Annotated in this window: 16 protein-coding genes; 9 read left to right on the forward strand and 7 right to left on the reverse strand. The window is 70.9% G+C overall.

The window, feature by feature from the left end; all coding sequences use genetic code 11:
* Positions 1–44 precede the first annotated feature (44 nt).
* From Pla163_RS16070 to Pla163_RS19195, 4 genes are all read right to left on the reverse strand, one after another.
* Complete coding sequence (locus Pla163_RS16070; RefSeq protein WP_145190853.1) at positions 45–731, reverse strand: DUF2959 family protein; 687 nt, start codon at positions 729–731, stop codon at positions 45–47.
* Positions 732–933: 202 nt separating this feature from the next.
* Positions 934–2,979 carry a cytochrome c biogenesis protein gene (locus tag Pla163_RS16075; protein ID WP_145190856.1) on the reverse strand — a complete coding sequence of 682 codons (2,046 nt, stop codon included), beginning with the start codon at positions 2,977–2,979 and terminating at the stop codon, positions 934–936.
* On the reverse strand, positions 2,979–4,154 hold the full coding sequence (locus tag Pla163_RS16080) for a cytochrome c biogenesis ResB family protein (protein WP_145190859.1): 1,176 nt from the start codon (positions 4,152–4,154) through the stop codon (positions 2,979–2,981). The genes Pla163_RS16075 and Pla163_RS16080 overlap by 1 nt, the downstream gene beginning before the upstream one ends.
* A gap of 22 nt (positions 4,155–4,176) precedes the next feature.
* On the reverse strand, positions 4,177–5,448 hold the full coding sequence (locus Pla163_RS19195) for a hypothetical protein (RefSeq protein ID WP_419186036.1): 1,272 nt from the start codon (positions 5,446–5,448) through the stop codon (positions 4,177–4,179).
* 275 nt (positions 5,449–5,723) lie between these two features.
* Here Pla163_RS19195 and Pla163_RS16090 point away from each other — a divergent pair, with 275 nt between their 5' ends.
* A complete protein-coding gene (locus tag Pla163_RS16090; RefSeq protein WP_145190863.1) occupies positions 5,724–6,287 on the forward strand; it encodes a DUF4287 domain-containing protein in 564 nt (187 codons plus the stop codon).
* On the opposite strand, the gene Pla163_RS16095 is transcribed toward Pla163_RS16090, so the two are convergent.
* Positions 6,272–7,171, reverse strand: coding sequence for a DMT family transporter (locus Pla163_RS16095; protein WP_145190866.1), 900 nt, complete (start codon positions 7,169–7,171; stop codon positions 6,272–6,274). The genes Pla163_RS16090 and Pla163_RS16095 overlap by 16 nt on opposite strands.
* Before the next feature lie 61 nt (positions 7,172–7,232).
* Positions 7,233–8,444: an SGNH/GDSL hydrolase family protein gene (locus Pla163_RS16100; protein WP_145190869.1), complete on the reverse strand. Its 1,212-nt coding sequence runs from the start codon at positions 8,442–8,444 to the stop codon at positions 7,233–7,235.
* 18 nt (positions 8,445–8,462) lie between these two features.
* Between Pla163_RS16100 and Pla163_RS16105 the strand changes: the two genes are divergently transcribed.
* The 4 genes from Pla163_RS16105 to lepA all read left to right on the forward strand — a co-directional run bounded on the left by Pla163_RS16105 (position 8,463) and on the right by lepA (position 12,803).
* On the forward strand, positions 8,463–9,254 hold the full coding sequence (locus Pla163_RS16105; RefSeq protein ID WP_419186037.1) for a biotin--[acetyl-CoA-carboxylase] ligase: 792 nt from the start codon (positions 8,463–8,465) through the stop codon (positions 9,252–9,254).
* A gap of 177 nt (positions 9,255–9,431) precedes the next feature.
* On the forward strand, positions 9,432–10,148 hold the full coding sequence (gene rph / locus Pla163_RS16110) for a ribonuclease PH (RefSeq protein ID WP_145190875.1): 717 nt from the start codon (positions 9,432–9,434) through the stop codon (positions 10,146–10,148).
* An 18-nt stretch (positions 10,149–10,166) separates the two neighbouring features.
* A complete protein-coding gene (locus Pla163_RS16115; RefSeq protein ID WP_145190877.1) occupies positions 10,167–10,814 on the forward strand; it encodes a non-canonical purine NTP pyrophosphatase in 648 nt (215 codons plus the stop codon).
* A gap of 192 nt (positions 10,815–11,006) precedes the next feature.
* The gene (gene lepA, locus Pla163_RS16120; protein WP_145190881.1) at positions 11,007–12,803 is read left to right on the forward strand and encodes a translation elongation factor 4; all 1,797 of its coding nucleotides are present in this window, start codon (positions 11,007–11,009) and stop codon (positions 12,801–12,803) included.
* A gap of 99 nt (positions 12,804–12,902) precedes the next feature.
* Here the strand turns inward: lepA and Pla163_RS16125 are convergent, their stop codons facing one another.
* Positions 12,903–13,895, reverse strand: coding sequence for a DUF7901 domain-containing protein (locus Pla163_RS16125; RefSeq protein ID WP_145190884.1), 993 nt, complete (start codon positions 13,893–13,895; stop codon positions 12,903–12,905).
* Positions 13,896–14,533: 638 nt separating this feature from the next.
* Here Pla163_RS16125 and lepB point away from each other — a divergent pair.
* From lepB to Pla163_RS16145, 4 genes are all read left to right on the forward strand, one after another.
* Positions 14,534–15,991, forward strand: coding sequence for a signal peptidase I (gene lepB / locus Pla163_RS16130; protein WP_419186038.1), 1,458 nt, complete (start codon positions 14,534–14,536; stop codon positions 15,989–15,991).
* Positions 15,992–16,463: 472 nt separating this feature from the next.
* Positions 16,464–17,306, forward strand: a complete 843-nt coding sequence (lptB, locus tag Pla163_RS16135; protein WP_145190889.1) for an LPS export ABC transporter ATP-binding protein — start codon at positions 16,464–16,466, stop codon at positions 17,304–17,306.
* Positions 17,307–17,489: 183 nt separating this feature from the next.
* Entirely contained in the window at positions 17,490–18,242 is a 753-nt protein-coding gene (locus Pla163_RS16140; protein WP_145190892.1) for an electron transfer flavoprotein subunit beta/FixA family protein, read from the forward strand.
* A 41-nt stretch (positions 18,243–18,283) separates the two neighbouring features.
* Positions 18,284–19,237, forward strand: coding sequence for an electron transfer flavoprotein subunit alpha/FixB family protein (locus Pla163_RS16145; protein ID WP_145190895.1), 954 nt, complete (start codon positions 18,284–18,286; stop codon positions 19,235–19,237).
* The last annotated feature ends 33 nt before the right edge of the window (positions 19,238–19,270 follow it).

The raw sequence follows: 19,270 nt of genomic DNA on the forward strand, positions 1-19,270 counted from the left end.
CCGGATGGTGTGGGTCACGTGGCGCGTGGGCGGTGCGTGTCCGCTCAGCGCGCGGTGATCGCTTCGCCGCTCAACGTGACCTTGCCCAGCGGCGCGGTGGCCCGGACGAAGTCGCCGGCGGCGCGCAGCAGTTGGTCGATGGTCTCGTCGAGCACCTCGGCGTCGTCGCGCAGCAGTTCCAGCTCGGGCTCGAGTTCGACGACCGACGACGCGTTCAGGTCGTACGACAGGAACAGAGCGTGGTCGCGCAGGATGCGGTTGTAGGCGTCGAGCTGATCGAGCGTCGGCTGGATGGCGTAGAGCACGCGGGCGTAGCGCTCGCCAGCGAGGTTGCGGCGTTCCTCCGAGCGCGCGCGCAGAGTCGGGCTGGTGAACGACGCGAGATCCTCGGACCAGGCCTCGTAGACCTCGACGGCGCGTTCCTGCATCGGATCGACGCTCTGGCGGATCCGGTCGACCTGGGCTTCGCTGCGCTCGATCGCGACGACGAACTGTTCGAAGGCCTCGGACGCGTCGCCGGTGAACTCGCCGCGGACGATCGCGCGCACGGCTTCGACGGCGTCCTGCACGCGTTCGCGCGACAGTTCGGCATCCAGGTGGATGCGTTCGACGCGGCCCACGAGCCCGTCGATCTGCTGGACGCCGACGGCGTGCTTGGTGCCCATGCACCCGGTGAGGACGAGCGCGAGCGCGCCCACGAAGCCGATCTTGGAAGCCTGGAACGAAACCATGACGACGGGGCCTTCCCTGCCCCCTGTGTGCCTGAACGAGCCGTCGCGACGGGGTCGCGCGGCGCCCGCGTGCGGCGGGCCGATGTGGCCCGATCGGCCGCGGTGGAGGCCGTTCTTGAGGGCGGGGGCCGAGTTTCGGGGTGGCGGGCGCGCGCGTCGACCAGGCTTCGTGGCGACGCGCACGCGAGCGGAGCTCAGAGTCTCACGCCGCCGCCGGCGAGTCCTTCGCGGCCGCCACCTGGGCCGCCACCTCGCGACGCACGCGCGCCTGCATCTTCGCGCGCAACCAGACGACGCCGCCCAGCGCGCAAACGGTCCACTGCAGGCCGTAGTAGATCCACAGGGCCTTCGAGACGCCGCTCGTGAAGCCGTAGCTGTGCAGGCCGACGCCGAGCAGGTTGACGCCCCACCAACTGAACGCGACGACGGTGCCTCCGAATGCCGCCGCGACGCAGATGCCCAGCTCCTTCAGGTGGCCGCTCATGCGTCCGTGCAGGATCGCGGTCATCGCCAGGCAGATCAGCAGCGCGCCGTTCTCCTTCGGGTCCCAACCCCAGAAGCGCCCCCACGAGTCGTTCGCCCACAGACCGCCGAGGATCGTGCCGACGAGGCTGCAGATGACGCCGAAGCAGATCGTGCCGTAGACCATGCGCGTGAGCGACTTGAAGGTCTCGGGCGACGACGAGCGTTGGCGGAACAGGCGCAGCACCACGTAGATGCTGCCGAGCAAGGCCGCGAGCATCCCGGCCGCGTAGCCGATCGTGATCGTCGTCACGTGCGTCGCGAGCCAGAAGTTCGTGTCGAGCACGGCGACCAGTTCGGGCATCGTGTCCTTCGCGTCGAGCTTCTCGTAGCCACCCGCCAGGAACAGCCCCACGAAGCCGAGCGCCGCCGAGGCCGAGACCGCGATGCGCCGGCGATCGATCAGCTCGGTGACGAGCCCGAGCAGCACGCCGGTCGCCGTCACGAACAGCACGGTCTCGTACAGCGTGCTGACCGGCGGGCGCCCGCGAATGATGCAGCGCACGACGATCGCGCCAATCAGGAACGCGAGGCCGGTCCAGGAGAGGACCGAGCAGATGCGGTACGGCAGCTTGGCGCGCGGACGCAGCCAGGTGATCGCGGCGAAGACGAAGGCCAGCACGAACGCCATGACCGACCAGGTGAGCGGCTTCGCGGCGTAGTAGCTGCGCTCGAGGTCGTTCTTCAGACCCTCGCCGCGCGCGCGAGCCGCCGCGCGGGTGCTGGCGTCGAGCGTCGCGACGGCCGCGATGGCCGCTCCGTCGTCCATGGCGCGTGCCAGCGCCTCGAAACCGCGCAGGGCCTCGATCTCGTACGGCGCCACCGGTTCGCCGTCGAGCGCGGCGCTCAGGACCTCGCCGGGATTGCGCCAGGTCGGAGCGTCGTCGGCCGTCCCCGCCGGGGGGATCAACGCGAGACCGTTCGCCGCGCGTCCCAGTTCGGCGGCCAGCCGCAGCAGACCGTCGATCGCGCGCAACTCTTCGCGCGCCAGCGGATCCTGATCGGCCGCGAGTTCGCGGTACAGCTCGCCGATGCGCGTGCCGGCCGCGGCCAACTGCGAGTAGCGCACCCTTCCGGTGTCCGTGCCGAGCAGCTCGGCCAGACGCCCGGTGCGCGCCACGGGCAGGTCCACGCGACCGAAGTCGAGGAAGCCCCCGATGTCGAGGAACTGGTGCACCGCTTCGGCCAGGCGCACGGTCTGCTGCTGGACGGCGGTGCGCTCGGCGGGTTCGATCCGACTCCACTCGTGGGCCAGTTCGAACAGCTTCGGCACGGCCGGCTGCAGCTCGCTGAAGCTCCAGCGCGCGCGCCGCTTCTTGATGGTCGAGTCGAGGCCGATCGCGTCGATCGCGGCACCTTCGGCCACCAGGAACAGCGGCATGCTCGCGGCCACCTCGGGGCGCACGAGCGCCTCCATCATGAACGCGTCGGGCCCGAGCTTCGTGCCGTCGTCCAGCACGACCGAACGCCGTCCGGTCAGTCGCAGCAGCGTGAAGCCGGCGAACGTGGACAGGGGCTTCACGCGCCCGCCTTCCTGGATCGGCAGCGCGCCGAGGCCGTCGGTCGCCGCGTCGCTCCACGGAGCCGGAAGGAACTCGGGCGCGGGCGTCAGCAGACCGTGGGGCGCGGCGCCGTGCGGGTTCGTGGCCGGTTGTTGCGCGCGCAGCGGAGCGGCGGCGACGACCAACAGAGCCAGCGTGAGAACGAGTGTCGAAAGGCGTCCCATCACTTGGCCAGCTCCCGCCGCACGTGCAGCTTCAGTTTGCGCCCGAAATGGAACAACAGTCCCGCGGCGATCACGACGCACGAATAGAAGGGCCATTGGTCGGCGGGGTTCCTGACGACGGCGAGGGTCGAGAACAACGGGTCCCCGGGGCGCGCGTTCGAGGGTCCCCAGGAGGCCTGGTAGAGCACGAGACCCTCCTCGCGCAGCGGTTCGTTCATTGAGATCAGCACCGGGCGCGACACGTCGTCGCCGCTCATCCGGTCGGTCACGGTCACGTCGCTCGAGAACCAGGCCGGCATCGACGTGCCGGGGTGGTCCTCCTTCTTGAAGTCGTCGAGGCGCACGTCGAACGGCATCGGATAGCGCTCGCGGCGCACGTCGAGCGCGAAGGTCCGCTCACCGACCTGCACGGTCCACGGCGCCGAGTCGAAGGCCCACAGCATGCCGGTGCGCCGGATTCCGTCGGGGCCCGTCACGACCACGTAGCCACCCGCCGCGTTGCGCTCGGCTTGCGCCGCTTTCGGTCGACCCTGCAGGAACAGACCCGCGACCACCGGCACGTCCACGTCGAACATCGGGCCCTTCGGCAGCGCGTTCGCGTTCTCGAACCAGTGCGTCACCTCGAGCCCGAACGGCAGACCCGACAGCGCCACCTCGGCACCCGGCCCCGCGCCGCGCAGCTCGTCGTCCGCGACCGTCCACTCCTGGGTCGGCGCGCCGTTCGGACGCAGCTCGACGATCGCCAGCTCGGTCTCGGTGTAGCTCTGGAACCAGTTGCGCTCGTCGCCCTCGTACAGGGTGACGTGGCCCTCGACGCCGGTCGCGTACTTCACGAAGCCGGCGACGAGCATGATCAACATGCCCAGGTGCGCGGTCAGGACGCCGGCCGTGCCGAGTCCACGGCGCAGGCGCGCGACGCCACCGACCAACAGGTTCACGAACAGGAGCCCCATCACCAGCGCGCCACCGGGCAGCGGAATCGTGACCGGCCCCGCGTCGTGCAGCAGGAAGAGCGACTCGAAGTACTTGCGCTGGACCTCGTAGAGCCCGAACTCGGCCTGCTCGAGCGTTCCGAGGAACGTCAACAGTGCGAGCAGGCACAGGAGCACGCCCGCGAGCGAGAGCGACGAGAAGAACGCGACGAGGCGCGTTCCGATGCTGCGGACGGCTTTCATGCTGAGTGGGTCGAGCCGGAGCTCAGTCGACGGTTTCCAGACTGGCCAGGAACGCGCGGAAGTTCTCGCGCTCGGCGGCGGCCGACGCGGCGGGGCCGATCAACTTCACGAAGATCGTGCGGTCGTCGAGCGCGATGACCGCGCCGAGCATCAGCGCGTCCTGCACCTGCTCGCCGCCCATCCCGGTGAACGAGCCGCTGATCTCGATCAGGATCGCCTGGGTTCCCAGGCTGTCGATGCGCGGCAGTTCGGCCACTTCCAGGTCGTTGAGAGGCTCCGCTCCCATCTGTCCGCGCCAGCGATCGAAGTTCGAGCGGATGCCGCCGCCGTCGCCACCGAGTGACGAGATGTAGCACTCGGTCGCGCCGCTGGCATCGGTGGTGAAGGTCACTTCGCGCATCATCCGCGGGCCGCCGCGCTTCCACGAGGCGGGCGCGATCCACGAAAGGGTCTCGCCCACCTCGCGAGTGCCGGCCGGCACGGTTCCGCCGGGCGTGGCCGTGTCCGCGGCCGTCGCGTCGGCGCTGGGTGCCGCACCCGTCGCAGCGGTCCCGGCGGGGCGCAGACTCGCACCCAGCGCGTAGAAGGCCTCGACCTCGGCCCCCACCACGTCGGCGGGGCCGGTGAACTTGAGGAACGCCGAACCGCCCGGCGAGACGGCGATCAGGCCGAGCATGCGGTAGCCGCTCATGGCTTCGCCGCCCATCCCCGAGTACGCGCCGGCGAAGTCGATGCGCACGGCGTCCTGGCCGAGCAGCGGCGCGTGGTCGAGCGCGGCGAACTCGACGGCCGACATCGGAGCGAGCCCCATCTGCCCGCGCCAGCGATCGACGTTCGCCTTCAGGCCGCCGCCGTCGCCACCGAGCAGCACGAGCGAACACTCGGCGCGCGGGTCGCGGGCGACAACCAGGTTCACGACGCGCATCGAAGTGGTCGCGCGCGTGGTCCAGCCCTCGGGCAGGTCGTAGTCGAAGGCGGTCGGAGCGACGCCGGAGGTGACTCCCCCAGCGCTGCCCGCGGTCGCTCCCATGGCCGCGCCCGGGTTCGTCCCGAAGCCGAAGCGCTCGCCCTCGCTCACACCGGCGTCGACGCCGTCGCCCACGAAGGGCCGCGACTCGCCGACCGGAACGGTGCGCGGCGAGTTCGACGGACCACACCCGACCAGTCCGGTCGCGGCCAGTGCGGCGGCGAGCGCCAGTGCGCCGAACGTGCGCGACCCGTGGTCACCGCCGTCGATCGATCGTGCCCAGCTACGGCCCTGCGGCCGCCGCTCTTCCAGTTCGCGGTTCGTCAACGGATCGGTCCCCTCCCGGAGTGGTTCGCGCCCGGCGTGTCCGCGGCGCGATGGGAGCGTAGCGGGCCATTCGAGCGCCCGACAGGTCGAGCTTGAGCGGATCGCAGCGATCGGAGGAAAGTGCGTTCCGAGGGGGCGGGTGGCCCCGTGCCGGGCGTTCGAGATGACTGGTCTGTCACGTCGAGAGTGCGCGGCCGGCCCCGCTCGGACAGACTGGGCGACGCACAGGTTCCGCTCCCCACGCCGATCCCCACCGACCCCATCCCCACCGACCCATGGCGAAGTCCCCCGCCGAGATGGCCGCGGCCATGAAGGCCAACCTGAAGGAGAAGACCGGCAAGACGCTCGCGCAGTGGCTCGCCGTCGCGAAGAAGTCGAAGCTGGCGAAGCACGGCGAGATCGTGAAGCACCTCGAGACCGAGCACGGGATGACGCACGGCTTCGCCAACCTGGTCGCGCACGAACACCTGGGGTCGGCGGCGGCGCACACGGACGACGACGACCTGGTCGCCGCCCAGTACGCGGGAGCGAAGGCCGACCTGAAGCCCGTGTTCGACGCGCTGATGGCGGTGGTAGCGAAGCTCGGCAGGGACGTGGAGGTCGCGCCGAAGAAGGCCTACGTCAGCCTGCGCCGCTCGAAGCAGTTCGCGCTGATCCAGCCGTCGACGAAGACGCGCGTCGACCTGGGCCTGAACCTGAAGGGCGTCGAACCGCAGGGCCGCCTCGAAGCCTCGGGCTCGTGGAATTCGATGTGCACCCACCGCGTGCGCCTCGAGTCGGCGAAGGACGTGGACGCCGCCGTGAAGATGTGGCTGAAGCAGGCCTACGCGGGGGCGTGACGGGCGGATTCGGCCCGCCGCGCCCCCTCGATCGCGATCGCGACGACGACGGCGCCCAGCACGTGCTCCGGCCCGAACGGCTCGTCCAGCACGAGGTGCGCCCACAGGCCGGCGAGCAGTGGAACGGCCGTCAACACGAGCGACGCGAAGGCCACGGTCACGCGCCGGTGGGCCCAGTTCACGAGCAGGTGTCCGTTGCCGGGTCCGAGAGCCAGCGCCGCGATCAGGAACCACTGCCAACCGCTCGTCGGAAGCACGGCCTCGGCCAGGAGCAACGACGGCGCGACGACCAACATCGCCACGAACGTCATGGCGGTGGTCAGGGTCAGGACGTGTGTGCCCTGTTGCCGCGCGCGCTTGCAGAACAGGAAGAAGACCGTGAAGACGAGCACGTTCGCGACGCTGAGCAGGTCGCCCTCGAGGCTGCGACTCGGCGCGCCGAGGTTCGCGCGCACGACCAGCACGACGCCGAGCAGTGCGACGAGCGCCCACCACACGAGGGCCGGCGGCGGACGCTCCCCCACCGCGCGGTGGCTGACCACGGCGACGATCAGCGGCTGCAACGCACCGATCAACGTCACGTGCGCGATCGCCGTGGTCGCGGTCGCCTCCATGTAGAGCAGTTGATGCACGCCGAAGAACAGCCCCGCGCCGAGCACCGGCAGCAACTTCACGGGCCGCGGCACGCGCCACACCAGGCACGCCAGTCCGAGCACGACGACGCCGATCAGCGTGCGCCAGAACCCGATCGCGCCGGGCGGCAGTCCGACCGACTTCACGATCACGAAGCCGAAGGAGAAGAGCGTCGCCGCCAGCAGCAGGGCCGACACGCCGCTGCCCGCCGCACGGGTCTCGCCCAGGGCGGGCCGGGGGTCGGGCTGCATCGCGGAGGAGCCTAGCCAGCTCGGAGCCGAACTCGAACCCCGAGCGCCTGCGCGCCCCCCCTCACTCCACCCCGACCACCTCGTCCATCCACCTCGCCACGGCGCGCGCCTGCTCGGCGTTGCCGGTCGCGTCGTAGTGGTAGTCGTACGGCAGGTGCGGAGCGCGGCCCAGTTCGACGGTCAGGCCCTCGAGCGCGGGGCGCGTCGAGAAGGTCGGGATGCCGTGGGACGCGAAGATCTCGGCGGCGCGTCTCTCCATCGCGTGGCTGCGGTGGGCGCGCGCGCGTTCGTCGTCCGCGAGCGCCGCGGCGAACGGCAGCACGACGGCCAGCGGTTCGGCGCCGAGGACCGCGCGCGTGTGGGCGAAGTTCGCGGCCCAGGCGTCGAGACTCTCGAAGCCTGCGTCGACCTGCTCGGTGCTCCAGTTGCCGCGCTGGCCGTTCTCGCCCTGCCAGCGCAGGTACGCGACGATCGCACTGTGGCGCGCGAACTCCCGCAGCCGCCACTTCCAGGCCGGCCAACCGGTGAACGCGTTGCGCGTCTCGAACGTCTGCGGGCCGGAAGCGAGCAGTTCCGCGTAGCGCGCCTCGATCGGCACCTCGTCCACGTCGTTGAAGAACCAGAAGAGCACGACGAGGTCCGGGTCGAGCTCTTGGCCCAGCTCGAACAGCAGGCGCAGCTCCTGGTTCGTGGAGTAGGCCATGTGCCCGGTGTTGATCACGGTCACCGGGCGACCGAGGCGTTGCTCGAGCTCGAGTTCGAGTCGCGCGGGCAGCGTCTCGTCGTCGCGCACGCCGGAGCCGAAGACCATCGAGTCGCCGAGCGCCACGACACGCAGCTCGCCCTCGGCGCGCGGCCGAACCTCGGGTCCGCGCAGTCCGAGCGCGTTGACCGAGACCGGCGCCGCGTAGGTGAAGAAGTCGCGACTCGGCACCATCCGCCAACCGGTGGCCGCGTCGGCCTCGACCAACTGCAGCGGCGTGCGCTGCTGGACGGGGTTGCCGTGGACGACGCGCACGCCGATCTCGAGGGCGAGGAGCGGCAGACCGAGGCCGAGGAACAGAGCCCCGAGGCGGCGGCGCCAGCGTCCGCGTCCGCGCGCGCGCGCACTTCGCCCGGCGCCGGTCGCACCACTGGTCGGGCCACTGGTCGGGCCGCCGGACGCGCCACTGGTCGCGCCACTGGTCGGGCCACTGGTCGCGCCGCTGGTCGGGCCGCCGGACGCGCTGCGCGGAGCGTCGGCCCCACGGCTCGCTTGGGACTCGCTCGGCATCGGCGCATGATACGAGACGTGTTCCACGTCCATCGCCACGACGTCGTCGACTCCACCTCGAACGAAGCCGCGCGCCGCGTCCGCGCCGGCACGGCCCAGCACGCCGAGGTCCACACGGCGCGCGAGCAGACCGCGGGTCGCGGACGGCTGGGACGGCCGTGGCACTCGCGACCGAACGCGGGGCTGTACGCGACGCTCGTGTGGTTCACGGGCGCGCGGCCGAACGGCGCGGCGGCGACCATGGCGGCGGGGCTGGCGGTGCTCGACGCGGTGCGCGCGCTCGGCCTGCGCACGGCGCGGCTCGACTGGCCGAACGACCTGGTGGTGGACGGCGCCAAGCTCGCCGGCGTGCTGATCGAGGCGCTGCCGTCGAACGGACGCACGGCGCTGGTGGTCGGCATCGGTCTGAACGTGGGCTCGGCGGCCTTCCCGCGCGAGCTGACCGACGAACGGGCCGTGACGAGCCTCGCGCACGAAGGCGTGGCGACCGAGCCGGAGCTCGTGCTCGAGGCCCTTCTGCCCCCGCTGGCCGCGCGCCTCGACGCGGCCCTCGATCCCGATCGCGTGGACGGCATGGTCGACGACTTCGCCGCGGCGACGGGACTTCTGGGCACGCGCGTCGTCGTGCGCGCGGCGTGCGGACGCGCCTCGAACTCGGAGGGCACGCCGGCCCGGACCGACGGAGCCCCGAGCGAGCGGGGCCACACGGGAACGCTGCGCGCGCTGGCCTTCGACGGGCTCGAGCTGGTGCTCGACACGGGGCCGCTGCGGATCCCGCTCGAACACGTGCGCGCGCTCGATCCCGCGTGAAGAGCTTCGGTACGGCGTCAGGCACGAAAGTGCCACCGGCCGCCCATGTCGCTGCGATTCGCAGCGACATGGGCGGCCGGTGGCACTTTCGTGCCTGACGCCGTACCGAAGCTCTGGCTCCGTATACTCGTCGCCCCGAATCGCCCGCCACCCCCGTCCCCGACCGACGCCACGACCATGCCGCGCTCCTTCGACCGCGCCGCCCACGAAGTTCGCCCCCTGAGCTTCCAGCGCAACTTCACCAACGCCGCCGGCTCCGTGCTGGCTTCCTTCGGCGACACGCGCGTTCTGTGCACCGCCGTCGCGATCGACGGAGTCCCGCCGTTCCTGCAGGGCAAGCGTCAGGGCTGGATGACGGCCGAGTACTCGATGCTGCCGTCGTCCGTCTCGCGCGGTCGCAAGCAGCGCGACCGCGGCGGCAAGGTCGACGGCCGCTCGGTCGAGATCCAGCGCCTGATCGGTCGCGCGCTGCGCAGCGTCGTCGACCTGTCGGTCATCGGCGAGCGCACGGTGTGGGTCGACTGCGACGTGATCCAGGCCGACGGCGGCACGCGCACCGCGTCGATCAGCGGCGCCTGGGTGGCCCTGTGCGACCTGTTCAAGCAGATGGACGACAAGCGCCTCCTGCGCGAGTGGCCGCTGCGGAGCCAACTGGCCGCCGTCTCGGTCGGGCTCGTCGACGGCCAAGTCCTGTGCGACCTGGACTACGTGGAGGACTCGGGCGCGGGCGTCGACATGAACCTGGTCAAGAACAGCGACGGCGAGTACGTGGAGGTCGGCGGCGGCGGCGAGGGCATGACGTTCTCGCGCGACGTGCTCGAATCCATGCTGGCCGTCGGCGACGAAGGCCTGGCCCAGATCTTCGCGGCCCAGAAGGCGGCGCTGGCCGACTGAGCCCCCACCGCTCCTGCCGTGACCGCCCCCGTCGAACTCGTCGTCGCCAGCGGCAACGCGAAGAAGCTCTTCGAGATCCGCGCGCTGCTCGAGCCGCTCGGCGTGCGCACCCTCGCGCCGTCGGACGTGGGCGGCCTGCCCGACGTGGACGAGGACGCGCCGGACTTCGAGGGCAATGCGCGCAAGAAGGCGGCGAGCGGCGCCCTTGCCTGCGGTCGCTGGTGCCTGGCCGACGACTCGGGGCTCGTGGTCGACGCTCTTCACGGCGCGCCCGGGGTCTTCTCGGCGCGCTTCGCCGGTGAGCACGGGAACGACGCGGCCAACAACGCGCTGCTGCTCGAGCGACTGGCCGAGGTGGCGCCGGATCCCGCTCGGCGCACGGCCGCCTTCGAGTGCGCCGTGGCCCTGGCGCGCCCCGACGGAACGGTCGTCGCGACCACCCGCGGTCGGGTCGGCGGTCGCATCCTCACGGCGGCGAGCGGCGTCGGCGGCTTCGGGTACGACCCGTTGTTCGCCCTCGACGACCCCGAGGTGCCCGACCACCCGGGCACCGGCCGGAGCTTCGCGGACCTGGGGCCCGAGGTGAAGGGCGCGGTCAGCCACCGCGGGCGGGCCCTGCGCGCCCTGGTCGAGCGCCTGCCCGACGTGTTCGCCGAGCACGCCTGAAGCCTCGGGCCGCGACGCGCCGCACGCAGCTGCACGGCCCGGCCCCCGCTCACCGGCACCCCCTCACCGGCCCCGGTCCCTGCGGGTCGGAGAGTGCGCCGGCGATTCGACCCAGCGGGAACCGCGCTCCGACGGCGCGCGCGGAGCGGTCCGGCGGATAGACTGCTCGGCCCTTTCGAAGGACGACGCCCCGTGGAACCCCGCTTCATTCGCAACTTCTCGATCATCGCGCACATCGACCACGGCAAGTCGACGCTCGCGGATCGCATCCTCGAGGTCACCGGATCCGTGCTCAAGCGCGACATGAAGGCCCAGCTCCTCGACGACATGGAGCTCGAGCGCGAGCGCGGGATCACGATCAAGGCGCGCGCCGTCACCGTCTTCCACGAGAAGGACGGTCAGCGCTACCAGATCAACCTGATCGACACGCCCGGACACGTCGACTTCAACTACGAGGTCGAGAAGAGCCTGCAGGCCTGCGAGGGCGCGGTGCTGCTCGTGGACGCGTCCCAGGGCGTCGAGGCGCAGACCGTCGCGAACTCGTACCTGGCGATCGAGGCCAACCTCGAGATCGTCACGGTCCTGAACAAGATCGACCTCCCGCACGCGCGCCCGGACGAGATCGCCGAGGAGATCGAGAACAGCCTCGGCATCGACGCTTCGGACGCGCTGGCGATCTCGGCCAAGACCGGCGTCGGCGTGCCCGCGGTGCTCGACCGCATCATCGAGCGCATCCCGGCCCCGTCGGGCGATCCGAAGGGCCTCTTGCGCGCGCTGATCTTCGACGCCGTGTACGACGAGTACCGCGGCATCATCGTCTACCTGAGGATCGTGGACGGCACGCTCGAAGAGGGCGAGACGATCGAGATGCTCGGGACGGGCAAGGTCTTCGAGGCGATCGAACTGGGCCAGTTCTCGCCGAAGATGAAGCGCACGAAGAAGCTCGCGGCGGGCGAGGTCGGCTACTTCATCTCGAACATCAAGATGCTCGGCGACGTGCGCGTGGGTGACACGATCACGCACCACAAGCGCGAGAAGCCGAAGATGCTGCCCGGCTACCGTCCGGCGCAGCACATGGTCTACGCCGACTTCTACCCCACGAACAACGGCGACTTCGAGCAGCTGCGCGAAGCGCTCGAGACGCTGGTGCTGTCGGACAGTTCGCTCGACTTCCAACCGGTCACGTCGGACGCCTTGGGCTTCGGTTTCCGCTGCGGCTTCCTCGGCCTGCTGCACATGGAGATCGTCCAGCAGCGGCTCGAGCGCGAACACGACCTCGACCTGATCCAGACCGCGCCGACGGTCACCTACAAGATCATCATGGTCGGCGGCGAGGAGCGCGAGATCCACTCGCCCGGCCAGCTGCCGAACCCGGACAAGTTCGAGGAGATCCTCGAGCCGATCGCGCGCGTGACGATCATGGTCCCCGTCGAGTACATCGGCGCGGTGATGCAGATCGCGGCCGAGCACCGCGCGCAGTACATCCGCCAGGACCACGTCTCGACGACGCGCGTCCAGCTCGAGTACGACATCCCGATGGCCGAGCTGATCTACGACTTCTACGACAAGCTGAAGTCGGGCACGCGCGGGTTCGGGACCATGAACTACGAACTGCGCGAGTTCCGCGCCGACGACCTGGTCAAGCTGCGCGTGCTGGTCAACGGCACCGACGTCGACGCCCTGAGCTCGATCGTCCACTCGACCCAGGCCGACACGCGCGGTCGCGGCGCCATCAAGCGCCTGCGCAAGGAGATCCCGCGCCACATGTTCGAGATCCCGATCCAGGCCGCGGTCGGGGGCAAGATCATCGCGCGCGAGACGATCCGCGCGCTGCGCAAGGACGTCACGGCGAAGTGCTACGGCGGCGACATCACCCGCAAGCGCAAGCTGCTCGAGAAGCAGAAGAAGGGCAAGCGCCGCATGCGCGCCGTCGGCAACGTCGACATCCCGCAGAAGGCCTTCCTGGCCGTGCTCGGCGGCGACGAGTAGGTCGCGCGAACGAGGCACGCTCAGCAGACACAGCAGCGCCCCGCCGGTCCAGGACCGGCGGGGCGCTGCTCGTCGAGGAGAGCCTCGGTTCGCGATCGGTCAGTAGACGCCCGAGAGCCCGTTCGTCGCGGTCAACCACTCGGGGGCACTCGGATCGAGCACCCAGGCCTGCGCCACGATGCGGAAGCCTGGCGGAGTCGACGCGTCCAACTTGAACGGGAGCACGATCGCGCCCGTCGCGTCGGTCCCCACGCTCACGACGATCTGCGGATCGGGGATCAGCAGTCCACCCGCGATCGGCAGGTTCACTTCGCTTCCACCCGCCACGATCCAGGCCGGCATGAGCGGCTCGGCGTTCGTGACACGCAGCGCCGAGAAGGTGCCCGGCGTCAGCGGACCGGTGCCTTTCAGCAGGGGTTCGCTGGTCGGGCCTGCGAGTCCGTTCCCCAGGTTCGCCCACTTCGCGTGCAGCGAGAACGAGAGGTTGTTCGGCCAGCTCTGGAACATGGCCGCGCCCTGATTGAACTTGAAGTGCGCGCCGGGGTCGCTGGTCCCCCAGCCCCAGTCGGGATAGCCGGGCTGGCCGGCGACCACGCGGAACCAGTACTTCACGCCGCCCTGGAGCGTCACCGGCTGCGGCAGGACGAAGCGGTAGGAGTACATCGTGACTCCGCCGCCGCCCCCCATGGGCGTCTCCTGCGCGTTGCTGTTCGTGTGGAACGTCGCGATGACCGTCTCCTGACTCTCGTGCTCGGGCAGCCCGGTGATGATCGGATAGAAGCCGTTGGACGTGGAGTCGAAGAACGAGATGCGGAAGTCGGTCGCCTTGCCGTAGATGCCGCCCAACGAGTAGCCACCGGTCCAGCGGACTTCGGTGATCGTCTGCGTCTCGGTGAGGGTGAAGTCCTCCCAGGCGTACATGTCCGAGTCCGAACCGTCGGGCGTGGTCCAGGCGGACGCGTTGACACCACCGGTCGGACTCGGCGGCCGGGAGAAGACCTCGTCGGCCCGGGCCGGCGACACGAACGCCGCGGCGAGCACGAGCAGGGAGGAGAGTCGAACGAGAGCGTGGTTCTTGATCGGGGTACGCATCGGATGATCCGTGGTTCGGGTAGTGGCTCGAGGCCACATACGAAACTAGGCGTCTGCATCCATGCGCGCCTGTGACGAGGACGTCATTCGCTGAGCGGTGTCGAGGTGCGGCGATGACGAAAGCGTCAGGCGCGACGAACCGCCGCAGCCGCTCGAACGCTCTCGAACCGAGCCCGCGTGACCGAGGTCGAAGCGCACGACGCCCGGTGGACGATCGCGCGCGAACGGTCGGTCCGTCGAAGGCTCGGCCCACGCGGGCCGACCGCGCACGGAGACCTCCGAGCGACGGTCGACGCCGCTCGCGATCGCTCGCGGCGTCGCGCCGACGTGCGTCCCGACGTGCGTCCCGACGTGCACCCCGACGTCGACGCGACCGGTGTCCACGCGACCGATGTCGGTGGACCCGAACGGGCAGAGCGACGGGCACTTGGCGCGTCGCGGCCGATCGACGGGTCCCGCGGGCGATGCTCGGCTCCAGCGGCCCCGAGCCGGCGTCCGGAACCACCCGCGAGGGTGCAGCCCGCAGCACGAGAGGCTACCTTGCCGCGCCTCGGCACCCCGCTGGCACCCCGCCTCCAAGGCTCGCCACGCCGCGATCGCGCTCCGCCGAGACCTCGGCCCCTCGCCATTCCGACCCGATGTCCGACCCGCTCGCCGCTCGCAAGACCCACTGGCGCGACAACCTCGAAGCGATCGCCGCGGCCATCGTGCTGGCGCTGCTGCTCAAGGCCTTCGCGCTCGAGGCCTACAAGATCCCGACCGGGTCGATGCAGCCGACCCTGATGGGCCTGAACACGCCCGAGTTCAGCATCTCGGACCGCATCGTGGTGGACAAGTTCACCTACGCGGTGCGCGACCCCGAGCGTTTCGAAGTGGCTGTCTTCCGCTTCCCGCTCGACCGCTCGAAGAACTACGTGAAGCGCATCGTCGGCATGCCGAACGAGCAGCTGCGCGTGCAGAACGGCGACCTGTGGGTGCGGCCGGGCGACGGCGACCCGTGGACCGTGCTGCGGCGCCCGGGCGACGTCCAGGAGACGCACTGGAAGTCGCTCGACGATCCGTGGGTGGCCGAGGCCGGACCGCTCACGAACGACGGATCCACGCTGGTCGCCAGCAACTCCGGCGTGTTCCGGTTCGGACGCCGCGACGAGTCGATCACCGATCGCTACTTCGACGGCTACCTCGAGGCCGTGCGCGAACGCGTTCCGACGCGCGACGCCGACGGACCGCGCAACACCAACCTGCGCCAGCGGCACAAGGTCGGCGATCTGAAGGTGGCGGGCGACATGGTGGCCGAGGCGAACACCTTCGAGATCGAGGTCGAACTGCGCGAAGGACCGCGCACGTACCGCTTCCGCGTACCGGGCCCGGCGGCGCCCGCCGACGCGCGCCCGTCGATCGAGGTCGAGACCGAGAGCGGGCGCGGCCTCCCGGGCGACGCACAGCTCGTGGCCCCCGCGCCGGAACGCGCGCGCGAACCGTGGCGCCTCACGGCCGGCACCCCCACCCGCTTCGCGGTCGAGAACCTCGACGACCGTCTGCGCCTCGTGCTCGGGGACGCGCTGGACCTCACGCTCGACGTGCCGGCGGTCGCGAGCCAGAACTCCGCCATCCGCGTGCGCTTCAGCGGTCCCGGACGCCTCGCCGCGCCGCGGGTCTGGCGCGACGTCTACTACACCGCGCGCGGCACCTACGAGTGGACGATTCCCGACGCGAGCTACGTGATGCTCGGCGACAACACCCAGGACTCGAGCGACAGCCGGGAGTGGACGCTCGAGCGCTTCGCGCTGGTCGACACGGTCGAGGGTCGCAGCGGCGTACTGCGCGGCAACAAGCGCCAGGGCGAGAACCCGATCGAGCTCGAGACGCGCGACGAGTTGTTCTTCGTGGACGAGTGGGGTCAGCGGCACTGGTTGGCCGAGGACGTGGGCCGCGCGGCCGCCGACCCGGTCCGCGAGGGCTTCGTCGAGGTCACGGGCCTGGGCGAGGAGCCGGCGCCGTTCGTGAGCCGCGACATGATCACGGGCCGCGCGATCGCGGTCTTCTGGCCGATCCGACCCCTGGCCGGCATCGTGCGGCTCGAGTGGATCCACTAGGCCGACGACGGGAGCCCGACCGGCCGCCGCCTCGGAAGGGGGGGCCAGCCCACCCACAGCATCCGTCCAGCGACCCAAGAGCGGCCGATCCAGGCCTCCGCAGGGGCCGGTTCGGCGCGCGCCGACTTCGAACTCTCCACAGGAGGCCGATTCCGAGCGTGGAACGCCTCCTCGGCCCCCTGCCGGCGCCCCCGTCCATCGCCCCCCGGCGGGCGCCCGGCCGAACCACAGACGCAAACCAAATCGCTCCAACGGCTTACAGCGCCCACGCTCGCTCACGCCGACGGCCCGGCGGCGCGCGACGAGGTAGAGCAACGGCGATCGCCGTGTCAAGCGCCCTTGAAGTCTCCACAGCGGCGGCGACTCTCCACGAGTTATCCACAGTCCGTTCCCCAGCCCGCCGCGGGGACCGGCGCCGGTCGTGCGACCCCGGGCGGAGGCCACCGGCCGAGGGGCGGCTATCCTGCCGCCGATGGGGACCGAAGGCACGGACGGCGCGAGCCACCAGGACGAGGGCGGTGGCCCGCCCGCGACCGGGGTCTCGACGGGCCTCGCCCCCTCGGCCCGCGCGGTGGCTTCCGGCGCCGGGAGCGACCTCCTGCTCGAGGCCCGCGGCCTGGTGAAGAGCTACCGCGGCCGCCGGGTGGTCGACGGGGTGTCGTTCAACGTCCGTCCCGGCGAGATCGTCGGCCTCCTCGGACCGAACGGCGCCGGCAAGACCACGAGCTTCCGCATGGTCGTCGGCCTGGTGCGCCCCGACGAGGGCCAGGTCTTCCTGCGCGGCAACGAGTGCGCGCGGATGCCGATGTTCCGGCGCGCGCGGCTCGGCATGGGCTACCTGCCCCAGGAGTCGAGCATCTTCCGGCGCCTCGGCGTGCGCGACAACATTCTCGCCGTGCTCGAGACCCTGCCCCTGTCGCGCAAGCAGCGGCACGAGCGCGCGGACCAGATCCTGACGGAGATGGACCTGCTGCGGCTGTCGAAGAGCCTCGCCGACACCCTCTCCGGTGGCGAGCGACGCCGTCTGGAGATCAGCCGCGCCCTGGCCCTCGATCCCGCGATCCTCCTGCTCGACGAACCCTTCGCGGGCGTGGACCCGATCGCCGTGGAGGAGATCCAGCGCCTGGTCGAGGGCCTGCGCGAGCGAGGCATCGGCGTCCTGATCACCGACCACAACGTGCGCGAGACCCTGCACTCGACCGACCGGGCCTACATCATCCACCAGGGCACGATCCTGCGCGAAGGCACGGCGGACCAGCTGGTCAAGGACCCGAAGGTGCGCGAGGTCTACCTCGGCCACGCCTTCGAGGTCTGACGCGAGCTCCGCTGGGCGAGCCCGCGCGGGCGCCACGGGGCAGCACGGACGGCGGGCAGCGCTCGCCCCCGACGCGGGGCACGGCGGACGGTCGGATCCGGCGCGCATCGCTTGAGCCCGGCGGCCGCGGGGACCTATCCTGCTTCGCCCAAATCCCGCCCAGGCCCCCAGCCCCCGACCCCCATGAAGATCGTCGCCTGCGTCAAGCGCGTCCCGACGACGGAAGCCCAACCCGTCGTGTCCGGCGACGGCACGTCCCTCGACCAGAGCGGACTCCAGTACATGCTGTCCTTCTACGACGAGATCGCCGTCGAGAAGGCCGTGCAGATCAAGGAGTCCGTCGGCGGTGAAGTCATCGTCGTCAGCCTCGGCCCGACCGACGGCAGCAAGGAGATGCGCGAGTGCCTGGCCAAGGGCGCCGACCGCGTCGTGCTGGCGAAGGACGAGGAGTGGCAGTCCCGCGACGCGCGTGCGACCGCCGTCGCGCTCGCCGCGCAGATCACCGCACAGGGCGCCGACATGGCGCTGTTCGGTCGCGTCGCCACCGACCGCGACAACGCAGCGGTCGGACCGATGGTCGCCACGCTGCTCGGTTGGGCCTGCGTCACGGACGTGATCGAGCTCGACGTCGCCGATGGCAAGGGTGTCGCGAAGCGCGAGAGCGAAGCCGGCATCGAGACCTACGAGTTCTCGCTGCCCGCGGTCATCACCTGCCAGAAGGGTCTGGCCGAGCCGCGCTACGCCGGACTCAAGGGAATCATGGCCGCGAAGAAGAAGCCGCTCGACGAGGTCGACGTGACGGTCGAGGCCAACCAGGCCCAAGTCGTGAAACTCTCGCCGCCGCCGGCCCGCGCCGAGGGTCGCATCATCGGTGAGGGCGCCGCCGCCGTCCCCGCTCTGATGGACGCGTTGCGCAACGAAGCGAAGGTGCTCTGAGCCGTCGCCCCCATCCACGAACCGAACACCGAACCGAAACCATGAGCACCATCGTCGTCCACGTCGAGCAGGTCGGAGGCGCACCGCGCCGCGCCTCGCTCGAGACCCTCGGAGCCGCGCGCGCGGTCTGTGACACCGTCGTCGCCACCATCTGTGGCGACGGCGCCGCGAACGCCGCGTCCGGCCTCGGCGCCCACGGCGCGAACAAGGTCGTCGTCATCGAAGGCGCCGGCACCTCGCCCGACGCGCTGGCCAAGGACCTGGCCGCCGTCGTGAAGGAACACGGCGCGACGGCCTTCCTGGTCGGCGCCACGTCCGGCGGGCGCGACGTCGCCCCGCGCGTCGCCGCCCTGCTCGACTCGACCCTGTTCTCCGACTGCATCGCGCTCGACAAGAGCGGTGACGCGCTGGTCGTGCGCCGCCCGTGGCTGGCAGGCAAACTGCTCGCCGACATGCGCACCGAAGGCCCGGTGCTGTGCGCCACGCTGCGCCGCAACACCTTCCAGCCCGGCGCTGGCGGCGGCGACGCCGAGATCGTCCACGCCGACGCGAACACGGACTTCCTGGCCGTGTTGAAGGACGTGGCCGCGAAGGCTGCCGACAAGCTCGACGTGAGCGAGGCCGCCGTCGTCGTCTCGGGCGGTCGCGGCCTGGGCGAAGCCGAGAACTTCAAGATCGTCGAGGACCTGGCCGCAGCGTTCGGCGACGCCGCCGTCGGCGCGAGCCGCGCGGTCGTCGACATGGGCTGGCGCCCGCACGGCGAGCAGGTCGGCCAGACCGGCAAGACGGTCGCGCCGCAGCTCTACATCGCGATCGGCATCTCGGGCGCGATCCAGCACCTGGCCGGCATGAAGACCTCGAAAGTCATCGTCGCGATCAACAAGGACGCCGACGCGCCGATCTTCAAGGTCGCCGACTACGGCATCGTGGGCGACGCGTTCGAGATCGTGCCGGCGCTGACCGAAGCCGTGAAGGCGGTGAAGGCCGAGGCCTGATCCAGCCGGAGCGACCATCGGTCGGAACGACGA

This window comes from Rohdeia mirabilis (assembly GCA_007750655.1).
Classification (GTDB): domain Bacteria; phylum Planctomycetota; class UBA1135; order UBA1135.